At 70.5% G+C, this 15,942-nt stretch carries 15 protein-coding genes and 1 tRNA gene; 2 read left to right on the top strand and 14 right to left on the bottom strand.

Annotation, left to right across the window (positions count from 1 at the left end; translation table 11 throughout):
• Positions 1–72: 72 nt before the first annotated feature.
• The 5 genes from D4739_RS07455 to D4739_RS07430 form a co-directional block, all read right to left on the bottom strand.
• On the bottom strand, positions 73–1,380 hold the full coding sequence (locus D4739_RS07455; protein ID WP_182920343.1) for a C40 family peptidase: 1,308 nt from the start codon (positions 1,378–1,380) through the stop codon (positions 73–75).
• 485 nt (positions 1,381–1,865) lie between these two features.
• Positions 1,866–2,921, bottom strand: coding sequence for a phosphatase PAP2 family protein (locus tag D4739_RS07445; protein WP_238473563.1), 1,056 nt, complete (start codon positions 2,919–2,921; stop codon positions 1,866–1,868).
• Between the two features lie 30 nt (positions 2,922–2,951).
• Positions 2,952–3,989 carry an ABC transporter ATP-binding protein gene (locus tag D4739_RS07440; protein WP_120059967.1) on the bottom strand — a complete coding sequence of 346 codons (1,038 nt, stop codon included), beginning with the start codon at positions 3,987–3,989 and terminating at the stop codon, positions 2,952–2,954.
• 1 nt (position 3,990) lies between these two features.
• Positions 3,991–5,628: an ABC transporter permease gene (locus tag D4739_RS07435; RefSeq protein ID WP_120059966.1), complete on the bottom strand. Its 1,638-nt coding sequence runs from the start codon at positions 5,626–5,628 to the stop codon at positions 3,991–3,993.
• Between the two features lie 23 nt (positions 5,629–5,651).
• On the bottom strand, positions 5,652–6,737 hold the full coding sequence (locus tag D4739_RS07430; protein WP_120059965.1) for a thiamine ABC transporter substrate-binding protein: 1,086 nt from the start codon (positions 6,735–6,737) through the stop codon (positions 5,652–5,654).
• 136 nt (positions 6,738–6,873) lie between these two features.
• On the opposite strand from D4739_RS07430, the gene D4739_RS07425 reads away from it, so the two are divergent.
• A complete protein-coding gene (locus tag D4739_RS07425; RefSeq protein WP_147384844.1) occupies positions 6,874–7,530 on the top strand; it encodes a hypothetical protein in 657 nt (218 codons plus the stop codon).
• A gap of 6 nt (positions 7,531–7,536) precedes the next feature.
• On the opposite strand, the gene D4739_RS07420 is transcribed toward D4739_RS07425, so the two are convergent.
• On the bottom strand, positions 7,537–8,199 hold the full coding sequence (locus D4739_RS07420; protein ID WP_147384842.1) for a hypothetical protein: 663 nt from the start codon (positions 8,197–8,199) through the stop codon (positions 7,537–7,539).
• A gap of 105 nt (positions 8,200–8,304) precedes the next feature.
• Between D4739_RS07420 and D4739_RS07415 the strand changes: the two genes are divergently transcribed.
• Positions 8,305–8,380, top strand: a tRNA-Thr gene (locus D4739_RS07415).
• A gap of 86 nt (positions 8,381–8,466) precedes the next feature.
• Here the strand turns inward: D4739_RS07415 and D4739_RS07410 are convergent.
• The 8 genes from D4739_RS07410 to tmk all read right to left on the bottom strand — a co-directional run bounded on the left by D4739_RS07410 (position 8,467) and on the right by tmk (position 15,898).
• The gene (locus D4739_RS07410; protein ID WP_182920342.1) at positions 8,467–9,282 is read right to left on the bottom strand and encodes an alpha/beta fold hydrolase; all 816 of its coding nucleotides are present in this window, start codon (positions 9,280–9,282) and stop codon (positions 8,467–8,469) included.
• A 117-nt stretch (positions 9,283–9,399) separates the two neighbouring features.
• Positions 9,400–10,446 carry a sulfate/molybdate ABC transporter ATP-binding protein gene (locus D4739_RS07405; RefSeq protein WP_120059961.1) on the bottom strand — a complete coding sequence of 349 codons (1,047 nt, stop codon included), beginning with the start codon at positions 10,444–10,446 and terminating at the stop codon, positions 9,400–9,402.
• Entirely contained in the window at positions 10,443–11,234 is a 792-nt protein-coding gene (locus D4739_RS07400) for an ABC transporter permease (protein ID WP_238473562.1), read from the bottom strand. Before D4739_RS07400 ends, D4739_RS07405 begins: the two co-directional genes overlap by 4 nt.
• Positions 11,235–11,274: 40 nt before the next feature.
• Positions 11,275–12,045: a molybdate ABC transporter substrate-binding protein gene (gene modA, locus D4739_RS07395; protein WP_120059959.1), complete on the bottom strand. Its 771-nt coding sequence runs from the start codon at positions 12,043–12,045 to the stop codon at positions 11,275–11,277.
• A complete protein-coding gene (locus D4739_RS07390; RefSeq protein WP_120059958.1) occupies positions 12,045–12,455 on the bottom strand; it encodes a TOBE domain-containing protein in 411 nt (136 codons plus the stop codon). Before D4739_RS07390 ends, modA begins: the two co-directional genes overlap by 1 nt.
• An 85-nt stretch (positions 12,456–12,540) precedes the next feature.
• Positions 12,541–14,109, bottom strand: a complete 1,569-nt coding sequence (locus tag D4739_RS07385) for an alpha/beta hydrolase (RefSeq protein WP_238473561.1) — start codon at positions 14,107–14,109, stop codon at positions 12,541–12,543.
• Positions 14,106–15,254 carry a DNA polymerase III subunit delta' gene (locus D4739_RS07380; RefSeq protein ID WP_120059957.1) on the bottom strand — a complete coding sequence of 383 codons (1,149 nt, stop codon included), beginning with the start codon at positions 15,252–15,254 and terminating at the stop codon, positions 14,106–14,108. Before D4739_RS07380 ends, D4739_RS07385 begins: the two co-directional genes overlap by 4 nt.
• Positions 15,251–15,898 (bottom strand): dTMP kinase, encoded by a 648-nt coding sequence (gene tmk, locus D4739_RS07375; protein ID WP_120059956.1) that lies wholly within the window; start codon positions 15,896–15,898, stop codon positions 15,251–15,253. Before tmk ends, D4739_RS07380 begins: the two co-directional genes overlap by 4 nt.
• Between the last annotated feature and the right edge of the window lie 44 nt (positions 15,899–15,942).

Here is a 15,942-nt window from a genome sequence, read left to right as displayed (position 1 = left end):
CCACCCTAGCCATGCGCCCGTCGCCGCACGGCCCAGCAGCGGTCAGTCGCGGTCAGCCGCCAAGGCCGAGGATCAGGGTCGAGCGGCCATCGTCGGGTACCAGTACGAGAGCGACTTGATCTCGACGTTCTTCCCGGCGCGCGGCGCGTGGATGTACTGCCCGCCGCCCATGTAGAGCGCGACGTGGTGGATCCCCGACGCCCGGCCGTTGCTGCTCCAGAAGAGCAGGTCGCCCGGAGCGATCTGGGACAGCGAGATCGGCGTCGACTGGTCGTACTGCGCGACCGAGTAGTGCGGGAGGTACTTGCCGCCGGCGCCCCAGGCCTTCATCGTCAGGCCGGAGCAGTCCCAGCTGTCGGGGCCGTCCGCAGCCCACAGGTACGGCTCACCGAGCTGCGCCTTCGCGTAGGCGATGGCCGCTTGCGCTCCACCACCCGGGGCGGGCGGGGTCGGGTCGGGCTGCGACGGAGCCGGCTCGGGGGCAGGGGCCGAAGGCTCATCGTTCTGGTCCGCCTGCTCGGCCTGCTGGGCTGCCTTCTTCGCGGCCTCGGCGGCAGCGGCAGCAGCGGCCTTGTCGGCTGCTGCCTGAGCAGCCTGGGCCGCCTTGGCAGCAGCAGCTGCGGCGGCCTCGCGGCGTGCCTCCTCGATCGCCGCCTGGCGACGTGAGGCAAGGTCGACGGAGATGTTCTGGAGCTGGGCCAGCTCGGCGACCATCCTGGTGCGCTGCTGGTCGACCCGGCTCGCCTCGGCAGCGGCGTAGTCGGCCGCGGACTGGGCTCGGTCGTGTGCCGCCTTGGCTTCCGTGGCGCGAGCCGCGGCCTCGGCACGGGCTGCCTCGGCGCGGTCGCTCGCCTTGTCGGCTGCAGCGGCGGCCTTCTTGTACCCGACCTGGATGTCATCCATCGCGGTCGAGAGCTGGTACGTCGTGCTGGCCGCGTCGATGACGTCCTGGACGCCGGCCTGCGTGGTGAGGGCGCTCAGCGCGTGAAGCTGCGGCTGCTCCTCGTAGGTGTTGGCGATCAGGTCGGTGTAAGCGACCTTGTGGCCGGAGAGCTTCTGCTCGGCCTTCGCGGACTCGGCCTCGGCCTTCGTCGCGGCGGCCTGAGCGGTCTCGAGGTGCCACACGGCGCCGTTGTAGGCCTCACCAGCAATCGCGGCGTCCGTCTGCGCGGCTTCGACCCGGTCGTTCGCCGCCGCGAGGGCCGCCTGGATGCCTTCGACCGAGTGCGCCTTGGCGTCAACGGCCCGGCGAGCTGCGTCGACCTGCTCCTGCGAAGGGGCGTCGTCCGGGTCAGCCATGGCGGGCAGGGTCGCCCCACCGATCGCCAGGGCGACCAGCGCCGCGATGGCCGCCGTCCGGCCCGAATTGATCCTGCCCACAACTCTTCCCCTCGTCGCGTCCCGTCGATCGGGACTGTGGGCCCCGGCGGCTTCCCCACCGCCGGGGCCGGCCCGGAGCGACTTCCCCGTCACACCAGGCACGCAGAGCACGCTAGTGCTCACGAGTCACAAAAGAAACAGTTCTTTCGGGTTTTTTTGAATCTTGCGGCGTGTCGACTTGACTATTACATCCATGTAATTCCCGAACTACACGCGTGTCATTCAGGCGGACCGCTCAAATCGCCGGACCTTGCCCGCGCGCGGCTGGGCGCAAGGGCGACGCGGGCGCGGCTGCGCGCGGGCGCGGTGGGGCACGCCCACAGCTGGGGCCGGGATCGCCGGAACCGACGAGGATGGCCCGTCAGATCTCAACGGACGCGGCCCGGATGGCCGGAACCGTCGATTGCGGCCCGCGAGTCGGCGTACTTCCCCCACCTTGCGCCGTGTCGACGCCCACCTTGCGCCGTGTCGACGGGAGGGGTGGGTCAGTCGTCGTCGTCGACGGGGACGTACGACGTGGTGGTGGTCGGGTGCGACCCGAAGCCGTGACGGTCGAACTTCTGTCCGGACGCCAGGCCACCCAGGTAGAACGAGATCAGCGCGATGGCGATGCCCGCGATGTCGTCGGCGACGTAGTGCCAGCCGAAGTAGAGGGTGGCCACGACGGTCACGCCGAAGTTGACCCACAGGACCCAGTGCGCCCAGCGGGCCTTGATCGTGTACTGCGCCATCAGGGCGACGAGCAGGGTGATCGCGCAGTGCAGGCTGGCGAAGCCTGCCACTGACTGGACAGCATCGATGTTGGCCCAACCCCAGTTCACTGCCTCGCGCCCGTTGTAGAGCGAGTCCATGAGCTGGGAGGTGGGCGTGTCATCGAGGTCGGTGTACAGCCAGTAGTACTCGAAGCCGGGACCCGTGGTCGGCAACATGTAGTACGACGCGGTGCCCAGGGTCCACGCCAGCACCTGCGAGGTCACGAACCAGTAGCCGAAGCTGATGTTGCGTGACCAGATCAGCCACGCGGTCAGGCCGAGCGGCACCAGCGGCAGGAACCACAGGTAGATGTAGGACAGGAAGTGGGCGACGATCCCGGTCCCGAGCAGCGAGTGCAGGAGGATCGCCGGCTCATGGCCGAAGAAGATCGCCTGGTCCATCTGGTGCAGAGCCCGGTCGTAGTCGACCTCGAGGCCCATGGCCTCGGGCAGGAATGACTTGAGGTTCCGGTAGCTCACATAGGTGATGTAGAAGCAGACCAGGCCCATGACGACGAGCACGATGCGCTCGCGGTTCCAGTGGGAGACCCACCGCTCGCGCACGATCGGCCACATCAGCTTCGGGTGCAGCCTCGACTGCCAGAGCATGCGGGGAACCATGTCGAGCAGCAATGCACCGAAGACCAGCATCGGGAGCCGGGCCCACGACGGACCGAGGAAGCCCTCGGGGTCGACGAGCCGCTTGTCGAGCGCCGCGGCGGTGATCAGCGCCAGCGCGCCCATCAGTCCTGCGACGCCGATGAGAAGGACGAAGGACCGGCGATGCACGGACGTCAGTCTAGGGAGAGGAGCAAGGGATCAGGCCACCGGAACCACGGCGAGCCGTGACGGATCGATCACTATCCGCACCCACTCCCCCGGGACCGGCGCCTCGGCCCGGCTGCCTCCTGCCACCGCGGGGAGTACGCCGAGTCCCGCGACGTCCACCATCAGCCGGCTCAGCTCAGGCGTGAGTCGCGCCTCGATCACCCGCCCCTCCAGGGGGCCGGTCGCATCGACCCGGAGCGCGGAGCGCCGCAGCGCGACAGCGATCTCCTGACCCGCGAGTCGAGTGCGCGGCGATGTGGCGGATGCAGCCACCTGCGCACTCGACTCGAGGAGGAACCGCGCGGCATCCCCGCGCAGGACGGTCGCGTAGCCGAGGAAGGCCGCCGCCTCGGCATCGGCTGGGTGCGCCCAGACCTCATCGAGCGTGCCGTGCTGGATCAGGCGTCCGGCACGCAACAGCGCCATGCGGTCGGCGACCGAGAACGCCTCCTCGTGGTCGTGGGTGACCAGCAACGCCGTCGTCCCCGCCGCGCGCAGGATCGAGCGCAGGTCTCCGGCGAGGCGTTCGCGCAGCACCTGGTCGAGGGCCGAGAGCGGCTCGTCGAGGAGCAGCAGCCGGGGCGACGTGGCCAGCGCCCGGGCCAGCGCGACCCGCTGCCGCTCGCCGCCTGAGAGCGTGGCAGGCGACCGGTCGGCGTACCCGGAGAGGCCGACGAGGGCGAGCAGCTCCTCGACCCGCGCCGCGACGGCGGCCCGCGGCTGGCGACGCAGGCGCAGCGGATAGGCGACGTTCGCGCCGACCGACCGGTGGGCGAAGAGCTGGCCGTCCTGGAAGAGGAGTGCGAAGCCACGGCGATGTGTGGGCACCCCAGCCAGGTCGTGCCCGTCCCAGCGGACAGCACCCGAGGTCAGCGGCTCGAGACCCGCGATCGCCCGGAGGAGCGTGGACTTGCCGCAGCCCGACGGCCCGAGGACGGCGAGCACCTCCCCCGCAACCAGGGACAGCGAGACGTCCGCGAGGGCGGGGACTCCGGCGTACCGCACGGAGACATCGGACAGCTCGAGCACGTCAGAACCCTCCCACGCCCGGCACGCGCAGCCGCTCGACGATCAGCAGGACGAGCGCGGTGAAGCCCGCCAGGATCAGCGATGCGGCGAGGGCCATGCCGTAGTTGTGCTCCCCCGGATGTCCCAGGAGCCGGTAGACCACGACCGGCAGCGTCGGCGCGTCCTCGCGGACGAGGAACGACGTCGCGCCGAACTCCCCGAGAGACACCGCGAACGCGAAGCCAGCTGCGGCGAGCAGTGGCTTCCACATCACGGCCAGGTCGATCGTCGCGAGCACCCGGAGCGGCCCCGCACCGAGTGAGGCCGCCGCCTGGCGCTGGCGGTCGTCGATGCCGGCGAGCACCGGCACGATCATGCGTACGACGAGGGGCAGCGCGACGAGGGCCTGTGCGATCGGGACCAGGAGTGGCCACGTGCGCAGGTCCAGCGGCGGCTGGTCGAGGGTGATCAGGAAACCGAAGCCGAGCGTCACCGCGGAGACCCCGAGCGGCAGCATGAACAGGCCGTCGAGCACACCGCGCAGCCGGCGCTCGGCGACGCTGTGCGAGCGCCGGGTGACGAGCAGCGCGACCATCACGCCGAGCCCCACCGAGATCCAGGTCGCGTCGAGCGCCGTCGAGACCGACGTACGCAGAGCAGAGGTGACCGGGACGGTGAGGGTGCCGCCCTCCCCCAGGGTGGCGAGGGCGCGGAAGTTGTCCAGCGACCACCGGCCGTCGACGCGGAGTGCTCCGGCGACGAGCGCGCCGACCGGAAGGACGACCAGGACGACCGCGGGCAGCACCAGCGCCAGGGCGGGTACGTCGCCGTGCCCGGGCCGTCGCAGCAGGTTGTGCCGCCGCTCCACGGGGCCACCGCGTGAGCGCGCCCGGTGCGCCAGCAGGAGGAGGACGGTCACCACGACGAGCTGCAGCAGGGAGAGGGCGGCCGCGCTGCGGAGGTCGAAGAGCTCCTTCGTCAGCAGGTAGATCTCGGTCTCGACGGTGGCGTAGCGGAGGCCGCCGAGGATCAGCACCAGGCCGAACGCCGTTGCGCAGAAGAGGAACACCACCGAGGCAGCCGACACGATCGAGCCGCGCAGCGCGGGAAGAGTGACGTCGCGAAGCACGCGGAACGGCCCCGCCCCGAGCGCAGCGGCGGCCTCGGCCGGACGCGGGTCGAGTGACTCCCAGGCCGGGCCGACCGTGCGCACGACGACCGCGAGGTTGAAGAAGACGAGGGCGGCGATGATCGCAGCCGGGGTCCCCGAGAGACCGAGCCAGCCCAGCGGGCCGTGGTCCCGCAGGAGGTTGTCGAAGGCCAGGCCGACCACGACCGTCGGGAGCACGAACGGCACGACCAGCAGCAGGCGGAGCAGCCGTCGTCCGGGAAAGCGCAGCCGGTAGGTCACATGCGCTGCCCCCACTCCGAGCACCACCGTGATCAGCGTGGCGACCGAGGCCGACCAGACCGTGAACCAGAGCACCCGCAGCGTGCGCTCGTGGCCAAGCACTGCGAGCGCACCACCGGGGTCGAACGCGCCGTCCGGCCAGAAGCCGAGCGCCAGCATCCCGCCGACCGGCAGCAGGAAGAAGACGCCCAGCACCAGCAGCGGGCCGGCCGCGAGGCCGGCCAGCCCCGCGAGTCGGGGAACGCGCATCAACGCATCACGTCACTGGTCCATCAGCGGGTGATGATGCCCCGCCACTCGGTCAGCCACTCGGTGCGGTGCTCCTCGAGGTCGTCGGCGTCGAAGGAGTAGACGCGGCTCGGCTCGTGCGCGTGGGTGGCCCAGGCCTCCGGCAGCGGGGTGCCCGTGGCGACCGGGAACATGTACATGTTGTCGGGCAGCGCAGCCTGCACCTCGGGGCTGACCAGGAAGTCCACGAGCTCGCGGGCGCCGGCGGGGTTCTTCGCGTTCTCCAGCACACCGGCGTACTCGACCTGCTGGATGCAGGTGTCGAGCAGCGCAGCAGTCGTGGTCTCGCCGGCCTTGTTGATCGTGAAGGCCGGCGACGTGTCGTAGGAGACGACGATCGGGCGATCACCCTCGCCGCCGCTGAAGCCGCCGTAGTAGGCGTCGCTCCAGCTCTTGGTGATGTCCGCGCCGTTGCCGACCAGGCGCGTCCAGTAGTCCTGCCAGTCGTCGCCGTACTGGTCCATGGTGGCCAGCAGGAAGAGCAGGCCGGTCGTGGAGCCGGTGGCACCGGGGAGCACGGTGAGGTTCTTGTACGCCGGGAGCGTGAGGTCCTCGAGCGTGGCCGGCGGCTCGACCTTCTTCTTGTCGAACCACGTCTTGTCGATGTTGACGCAGACCGCGCCGTGGTCGACGGGAGTCAGCCGGTCCTTGTCGTCGGAACCCTTGAGCAGGAAGTCCGAAGCCCCGGCGGGCAGCTCGGCCTGGTAGTCGGCGAAGACTCCCTCGGCGAGCGCGAGGGGCGCGGCGCCGTTGTCCACGCCGAACGCCGCGTCGCCGAGCGGGTGGTCCGCTGTCAGCGCGAGCTGGTTGGGAAGGCCGTCGTCGATCTTGCGGACCTCAAGCTTGAGACCGCTGTCGGTCTCGAACTTCTTCAGGAGCTCGGCGGGGAGGGCGAAGTCGCCGTGCGTCACCAGCACCACCGTCGAGCCGGGGACCGCGGTGGTCCCGGCCGAGGAGGGCGACGACTTCGCGGCTTCTTCCTTGCCGGCAAGGCTGCAGCTGCTCAGCGTGACCGCGGCCAGGGCGGCCGAGGCGATCACAGTGCGCAGGGGGCTGAGTCGTGCGGGCATAACGGCTCCTTCAATACAGATGTCGGCACAGGCTACTCGTGGCAGGCGGGGGTTCGGTCAAGGTTGTGGTGTCGCCACGACCGACGGACACTGGACGAGAGGACGCGCACTCGGACGCGCCGAGGAGATGAGACCGGTGGACACCCTCGTACCCGGGGCACGAGCAACCCACGACGTACTGGCGGATCGACTTGAGCGAGCTGCCGCAACACGCCCTTCCCACGACGACCCGCGCGTTCAGCGCCCGGTCACGGACACGTTCCTGGCGAGCAGTAGCCGGCACCACGGTGCCGTCCTCGCGGTGGTCGTGCCCGCAGCCCGGCACCGGCTCCCCGACGGGGCCGAGCGGGCACGTGAGTTCATCCGACAGGCGCGACGCTTCGAGTACGCCATGGCGCAGGTGAAGGCAAAGCTCTACGGATCGACGTACGCGATCCGGCGGACGTGGGACTCGCTGTGGTCCGACGTACGCCGTGAGTTCGAGGCCACCTGGGAGCTGGAGCAGGCGCTGGTCAACGACCTCGCCGAGCAGCACCACGAGGGCGACCCGGACTGGGGCGAGGAGCTGTGTCACGCAGAGCTCAAGGCGCCGACGCGCCCGCACCCCTACGTCCCCCACCAGGGATTGCCGGGCAAGGTCGCGCGCCGCGTCGCCCTGCGCGTCGACCGCTTCTGGGACATGGCGGAAGGCCGGATGATGCCGGAGCCGATCCGCCACCACGAACGTCAGGACGACGGCCGCGTTGCGCAGTACTTCCTCGCGGACCCGCACCTGCCCGACGAGGACGACTGAGCCGGATCAGCCTGCGGGGTTGGTCGGCACGCCCTCGGACTGGCGCGCACCGGGCTGGCTCGAGGGGGACGGCTCCACGACCGGGCGGTAGGCGATCGCGAGGCAGGCGTCGAACGACGTCGTGTCCGAGCCCTCGACCGGCTTGGCGGTCAGCTGCTGCAGCAGCGCGTCACGGATCGCCTTCTCGGAGACCTTCTCGTGGGTGCAGGCGCGCGCCTTCTCCCAGGTCGCCTCGCTGCTCGCCCCGACCACGTCCGGGTGGAGTGCGGTCGCGCCGATCTTCACGGTGTCGAACACGTAGTCGTGGAGGTCCGTGCACGTTGCGAGGCGGTCGATCCACCGCTCGCCCTCGGCCGCGGGGATGGCCATCGGCCGCCCGATGTAGCGACCACCCGGCGTGAGCACGTGGAGATCGACCAGTCCCTTGAGCTTGAACTCGTCGAGCAGCCCCTTGGCGAAGCAGTCGGTCGCCTTCTGGGAGAGGACGGGATCGCCGCCGCCCGCGCCGGGGTCGCTGTCGGCGTACAGGCCGGTGGACAGCTCGAGGTACGCCGTCTCGGTGAGGTCCGGCGCCTTCGGGTTGACGATCTCCGGCTTCTCCGAGCCACCCCCGCAACCGGCGAGGAGGAGACAGGCGAGAACCGGGGTCATCAGTCGGGGTGAGCGCACGGGTTGACCAACGAACAAGGACAGCCATCCGTTACCGCTGACCTCGGTTTCGCATGGCGGGCAGCAGATCCGTATACTTCCGCGAGTTGCCTTCGGGCAGCGATTGCCGCCTTAGCTCAGCTGGTAGAGCAGCTCACTCGTAATGAGCAGGTCAACGGTTCGAATCCGTTAGGCGGCCCCAAAGGACAGGACCCCGCCCCTCGTGATCGAGGAGCGGGGTTCTGTCGTTGTGGACCGTGCCAGGTGGTGCCGGTCAGGCACTGCCGGTCAGGCGGAAAGCCTGCTGGTGCCGCCGAGCGCGATGCCGCCGCTGCCCTCGAGCAGCACCTTGGCGACCAGCTCGGGGTTGTCCGACATCGGCACGTGGCCGACGCCCTTGAGCTTGACGTGGGTGGCGCGCGGAAGCACCCTGCGGGCGAGGCGTGCGTGGTAGGGCGGGAGGACGATGTCGCGTGAGGCCCAGGCGATGGTCACGGGGATCTCGGGGGCGATCTTCGCCTCGAAGCGGGTGGCCTCGGCCACGATCGCCTTCATCGCGGGGAGCGCACGCAGCATCGCCTTGGCGTCGCCAGCGCAGGCTTCGGGCGCGAGCCGTGCCGGGTGCGCGGTGATCCAGCTGAAGAAGAGCGCGCGACCGATCGCCGTGCGCGTGATGGTCTCCGCGCGGCGCGGTCCGGCAATGCGCGCGGCGCGGGTCACGACGCGGAACAGCATGCGCGTGTAGGCGAAGTCGAGGTCGTTCATCCAGAAGCCAGCCGGTGACAGGCAGGTCGCGCTCGCGACCCAGCCTTCCGCGGCGGCGTCGAGCGCGACACGACCGCCGAGCGAGTTGCCGGCGATGTGCGGGTTCCTCAGGCCGAGGGACTCGATCGTCTGGCGCACCTCGGTGCCGAGGGTCTCGGGGATCGATCGGCCGTTGGTGACCAGGTCCGGGGACTCACCATGGCCGGGGAGATCGATCAGGATGACCTGACGGTGGGGCGTCAGGTGCTCGAGCACCGGGTACCACGCCTGGCGGCGGTGGGTGATGCCGTGCACCAGCACCAGAGGCTCGCCCGTTCCATGCACCTCGTACGACAGCACAGCAGTTCCTCTCGACGGATTACTGCAACACAGTGTCACGACACATGCCTGTAACGCACCGTCATGATCGTCACATCGCGGAAACGCCGGATCCGTGCGTCAGCACGGATCCGTGCGTCAGCGGAGGTAGAGGTCGACCTCGGAGGCCTTGACGATGAAGGTCACCTGCCCGCCGGGCGCCAGCGCGAGCTCGGCGGCGGCGTGCGGCGTGATCAGCGCGGACATGCCTCCGCCGCGCACGCGCACCTGGTCGCCGAAGGGCTCGAGGGCGGTGACGACCACCGGGAAGGCGTTGCGGGGCGAGCCCGTCGGCGCGGCGAGGTAGACCGAGACGGCTGAAGGCCGGAACACGGCCACCACCTCGTCACCGACCACCACGGGCGTGCGCTCACCTCCCTCGACGCGGCCCTCCACGCGAGCACCATCGGCGACCAGCGCCTCGCCGTCCCACCTGCCCGCGAGCAGGTTGAGCCCGGCGATCTGCGCGGCGAACGCACTGCGCGGGCGCGCCAGGACCTCGGCCGTCGGCCCCTCCTCCACGACGCGCCCTCCGTCGAGGACGACGACGCGGTCGGCCAGCAGGAGCGCGTCGAGCACGTCGTGGGTGGCGATGACCGTCGTGCGGTCCTGCAGCACCTCGCGCAGCAGGTGCCGCAGCGCGGGGGTGACGTTGACGTCCAGCGCCGCCATCGGCTCGTCGAGCAGCAGCACCTGCGGGTCAGCCGCCAGCGCGCGGGCCACCGCGACCCGCTGGGCCTGGCCCCCCGAGAGCTCGGCCGGGCGCCGCGACGCCAGCTCAGGTACACCGACGCGAGCGAGCCACTCCTCAGCAGATGCCCGTGCGCGCCGCCGTCCTGCGCCACGGCTGCGCGGGCCGAACGCAACGTTGGCGCCAACCGTCAGGTGCGGGAAGAGCAGGGCTTCCTGGGCGAGCAGCGCGACATCGCGCGCATGGGGCGGCACCCACGTCCCGCGTCCGGTCAGCACCCGGTCACCCAGCGTCACGCGGGCGCCCCTGGCCCGGAGCTGGCCGGCGATCACGCCGAGGACCGTCGACTTGCCCGCGCCGTTGCCGCCGAGCAGGGCGACCGTCTCGCCGTCGGCGATCTCGAGCTCGACCGACACGTCCCGCTCGGGGACCTCGGCCACCACGCGGAGGGTCACAGGACCCCCTTGCCGCGGCGCGCAAAGGCGATCACGACGACGGCCACCACCATGAGCACGACCGACAGGGCGACGGCAGCGTCGGCATCGGCCTCGCGCTGGAGATAGATCTCGAGCGGGAGCGTGCGGGTCACGCCCTGGAGGCTGCCCGCGAAGGTGATCGTGGCGCCGAACTCACCGAGCGCCCGCGCGAACGCGAGGACAGCACCCGAGAGCAGCCCGGGCAGGACCAGCGGCAGCGTGACCCGGAACAGCACCGTGGTCGGCCCGGCGCCCAGGGAGGCCGCGACGACGTCGTACCGGTGGCCCGCGGAGCGGAGCGCACCCTCCAGGCTCACCACGAGGAACGGCAGCGCCACGAAGGTCTGGGCCAGCACGACCGCAATGGTCGAGAAGGCGATCTGCACCCCGGCGACCTCGAGGGCGTGGCCGAGCAGGCCGCGACGGCCGAACGTGTAGAGCAGCGCGATGCCGCCGACGACGGGAGGGAGCACGAGCGGCAGGAGTACGACGGAGCGCAGCAGGTCCTGCCCGACGAACCGTGACCGCGCCAGCACGAGCGCCATCGGCATGCCGAAGACCAGGCAGAGCAGGGTGCTCGCGGCGGAGGTCCGCAGGCTCAGCTCGAGAGCGGCCAGCGAGGCGTCGCTGGTGATCAGGCTGCCGAACCGGGTCCAGTCGACCCGGCTGACCAGCGCCGCGAGCGGGAGCACCACGAAGAGTGCTCCCGCTCCGGCGGGGACCAGCGCCCAGCGCGGGAGACCGACGGCGGATTCGCGCAGGGTCACCGGCTTCCGGGGCCGTCGGCTTCGGGCCATCAGATCTCGATCAGGGCTTGCCGAAGCCCGCGGCCGCGAGGACCGCCTGGCCCTCGGAGCCGAGGACGAGCTGGATGAACTGGCGGGCGAGATCGGACTGCTCGCCGCCCTTGACCGGAGCCACCGGATAGGCGTTGACCGCCTCCGAGGCGAGCGGGAACTCGATGCCCTGCACCGCGGCGCCGGCCGACTTCACGTCCGTCACGTAGACCAGGCCCGCATCGGCCTCGCCCGTCGTGACCTTGTTGAGCACGTCGGCGACCGACTGCTCCTCGCTGACCGGCTTCCAGTCGAGACCGGCTGCCGACTCAACCTTGCGCGCAGCGGAGCCGCAGGGCACCTCCGGCGCGCAGACGACCAGCTGGACGCCCTCCTTCGCGAGATCCGCGAGAGCGCCGATCTGGGCTGGGTTGGCCGGCGGGACCGCGATCTCGAGGGTGTTGGTGGCGAAGACCTGTGCCTGCCCGCCGAGCTGGTCCTGGGCGGCGAGCTTGTCCATGTTGGCGATGTCGGCCGACGCGAAGATGTCGACCGGAGCCCCCTGCTGGATCTGCGAGACCAGGTCCGAGGAGCCGGCGAAGTTGAACTCGACGTCCACGCCCGGGTGGTCCGCCTCGAACTGCTCGCCGAGCTGCTCGAAGGTCGTCTTCAGCGACGACGCGGCGTACACGACGAGGGTGATGTCCCCCGAGTCGCGGTCCGCCGAGGCGCAGGCGGTCAGCGGGGCAGCCAGGAGCGCGAGCGCGCCCACGACACGGGTCCCTGCGAGCTTCTTCTTCATCAGCGGGAGAACTCCTGGAGGTCACGCGTCTCGACGACGACATTGGTGGACTTGATGACGGCGACTGCCGTCGAACCGCGCTCGAGGCCGAGGTCGCGCACGGCCTCGCTGCTCATCAGCGAGACCACCCGGAAGGGTCCGCACTGGAGCTCGACCTGGGCCATCACCCGGTCCATCTCGATGTCGGTGACCAGCCCCACGAACCGGTTTCGGGCCGAGCTGGGAGCGCCGGGCACGGAAGGCACGACGGCGTGCTCGCGCGCGACCATCGCGACCTCGTAGCCGTCGACCACCTTGCGCCCCGACTCGTCCGTGGTGGCCGCGAGCAGGCCGCGGTCGATCCAGCGGCGGACCGTGTCGTCACTGACGCCGAGGTGGGCGGCAGCATCCTTGATTCGCAGGTGCGGCATGAATGGACCGTATCGCACGAATCTACGGTCGTTTGTGCGGATCCTGAGAGATTTTGCGGATCACTTGATCACCCACGCCCTGACCTCAGCTGCAGGTGAGGTCCTTCGTCGGCGCGACCCCGTCGACGAGGTACTTCTCCACCGCGTCGTCCACGCACCGGTTGCCCATCTGGTAGCCGGTGTGTCCGTCGCCGTCGCGCGTGATCAACACGCCCGACTCGAGCTGGGAGGCCAGCGCCTGCGCCCACCGCAGGGGCGTCGCCGGGTCGCGCGTGGTGCCGATGACCACGATCGGCGCGGCGCCCTTGGCGTCGAGGTGCCAGTCGGCCCGCTTGACGTCCTTGCCGAGACCGAGACAGCCCACGAGACCCCAGGCGAAGACCCGCCCGAACGTCGGCGACTGCTCCTGGAAGTCGGCGAACTGCGCAGGAACGTCGGCGGCCGGGATCGAGCTCGGGTCATCGCTGCAGTTGATCGCGTAGATCGCCTCGGCGCTGTTGTCGGAGTAGCCGCCGTCGCTGTCGCGCGAGGTGTAGAGGTCGGCGAACTGGAGGAGCAGCGACCCGTCACCCGTCAGCCCCGCCTCGAGCGCGTCGTCGAGGTAGGCCCAGTAGTCACGGTTGTAGAGCGGCAGGATGATGCCGTAGAAGGCGTTGCCGACCTGGAGCTCGCGGCTGCCCACCTTGATGGGCTCCGCATCGACCTGGTCGAGGAATCCGGTGATCCGCGCCAGCGCCTTGGCCCGCGTGTTGCCGAGGTAGCAGTCACCCTCCTCGACGCAGTTGTCGACGTAGGCCTCGATCGCGACCTGGAAGCCGTGAGCCTGCTGCAGCGAGCTGTCCCGGGCGGAGAGGCGTGGGTCGACCGCCCCGTCGAGAACCAGGCGGCCGACCTTCTGCGGGAACAGATCGGCGTAGGTGGCACCGAGCTTCGTGCCGTAGGAGGCGCCGAGGTAGTCGAGCTTGTCGTCACCGAGCACCGCGCGCAGGACGTCCATGTCACGGGCGGCCTCGTGTGTCGAGACGTGGCGGGCCAGCTCGCCCGACCGCTTCGCGCACCCTGCGCCGAACCGCTCGGCCCAGTCGACGAACTCGGCCTGCTCCACCGCGGTATCGGGATCGGGATCCGAGGCGACGAACGAGTCGAGCTGGCTGTCGGTCAGGCAGTCGACCGGAGCGCTCTCACCGGTGCCACGCGGATCGAACCCGATGATGTCGTAGCTGTCGTAGACCACCTGGCCGAAGGTGTCGTCGCCCTTTGCGTAGTCGGTCCCGGGCGCGCCCGGGCCGCCAGGGTTGACCAGCAGGTTGCCGATCCGCCCGGAGGCGACGTCAGCCGGATTGCGCAGGACCTTGATCTTGATCGTCTCGCCCGCGGGATCGGCGTAGTCGAGCGGCACGGTCAGGAAGGAGCACTCGTTGCCCGAGCCGCATGCCGTCCAGGTGAGCTCCTGGTCGTAGAAGGACCTGAGCGCGGGGTCCGCGGTCGCCCGCGCACCCGGATCCTCCGAGCGGGACGGGACCGGAGCCGCCGAGTCGCCGAGCGAACCTGAGCGGCTCGAGCCGACCTCCCGGACCACCAAGGACGCACCCAGCACGACCAGCGGGATGAGCAGCACCAGGACGATGATCACCGCCAGCACGACACGCTTCACGAACGACTCCCCTCGGGCAACCTCAAGGCCACCATCATCGACTCCAGCGCAAGGAGCGCCGGAACGTTGAACTCGAGCATCTGCTCACGAGCGGTGAAGATCGCATCGATCCGCTTGAGATCGGCCTCGGGGCTCGAGACCCGGACCAGTCGCTCGAGGTCTGGGCGCAGCTCCTCGTTGACCAGCGCGGCACCGGATCCGGTGCCGAGCGCGATCGAGTCCCGGTAGACCGACACCAGGTCCATCAACGCCCGGTCGACGACATCGAGGATGCGCCGCTTGGCGCGGGTCTTCTGCCCCTTCTCCAGGGCTGCGAGCGCCGGTCCGTAGTCACGGGGACGACGCCCGCGCTCGACGACTCCGTAGGCCGCGTCGAGGTCGACCTTCTCGCGCTGGTCGAGCTCGCCGGTGATCTGCTCGGCCTCCGCCTTGGCGGCCTCGACCAGCTGGGTCGCGGCGTGCATGCAGGCGCCGAGCGAGGTGAGCCGGGTCGGGATGGCAACGACCTCGCGACGACGGTTGCGGGTCGACTCGTCACGCGCCAGGGCACGCGCGCGGCCGATGTGGCCCTGGCTGTGGCGGGCGGCGTATTCGGCGAGCGTTGGCGGGATCTCCATCGTGCGGCTGAGGAACGCGGCCACGTCAGCCGGCGCAGGGGTGGTCAGCGTGACCAACCGGCACCGCGAGCGGATCGTCGTCAGGACGTCCTCGACCGTCGGCGCGCAGAGCATCCAGACAGTGCGCGGGGTGGGCTCCTCGATCGCCTTCAGCAGCGCGTTGCACGCCTGCTCGGTCAGCCGGTCGGCGTCCTCGACGATGAGCACCTGCCAGCGTCGACCGACGGGCGCGAGCGCCGAGCGGCGCACCAGGTCACGCACCTCGTCGACGCCGATCGACAGCTTCTCGGTGCGGATGACGGCGACGTCGGCGTGCGAGCCGGCGAGCACGGTGTGGCACTCGTGGCAGACCCCGCACCCGCCCTCGGGGCACTGCAGGGCACCGGCGAACGCGATCGCCGCGTTGGAACGCCCGGAGCCGGGCGGGCCGGTGAAGAGCCAGGCATGGCTCATGCCCTGGCCGTTGGCGGCACGTGAGAGCGCCTCGATCACCGGCTTCTGACCGACGAGCGTGTCCCAGATCGTCATCGCACCGCCTGCGTGAGCAACGGGGCGACCCGGGCCCGGATCAAGGCGGCGATCTCGTCGATCGGTTGCCTGGCGTCCAGCACGAGGTAGTGGTCGGGGTCGTCGACCGCCAGCGCGAGGAACGCCGCCCGGACCCGCTCGTGGAACTCCACCGACTCGGCCTCGATGCGGTCGCGCTCCTCAAAGCGGCCCAGGCCGGCAGCCGGCGCCAGGTCGAGCACGACGGTCAGGTGCGGGCGAAGGTCTCCGGTCGCCCAGCGGTTGACCCGGGCCACGTCGGCGGGATCGAGCACACGCCCGGCCCCCTGGTAGGCCAGCGCGGAGTCGACGTAGCGATCGGTGATGACCACCTCGCCGCGATCAAGTGCCGGCATCACGACGGTGTCGACGTGCTCGGCCTTGTCGGCTGCGTAGAGCAGCACCTCGGTGCGGTGGCTCAGCTCGCCGGTCTCGGGGGACAGCACGATGCGCCGGACCTCGCGCCCGACGGCGGTGTCGCCCGGCTCGAAGGTGAGCAGCACGGTGTGGCCCTCGGCGGTCAACCAGTCGCGCAGCAGGCGCGACTGGGTCGACTTGCCGCCGCCCTCACCGCCCTCGAAGCAGACGAAGAGGCCAGTGGCTGCATAACGGGGGCCCGACTCCATGCCCTGAAACCTACGAGGTGCCACCGACGACCGCCACGTCAGGC

This window comes from Nocardioides cavernaquae, from assembly GCF_003600895.1.
In the GTDB taxonomy this organism is placed as follows: domain Bacteria; phylum Actinomycetota; class Actinomycetes; order Propionibacteriales; family Nocardioidaceae; genus Nocardioides; species Nocardioides cavernaquae.
Note: the sequence above shows the minus strand (reverse complement) of the source record. Positions and strands in the feature narration are given on the sequence as shown.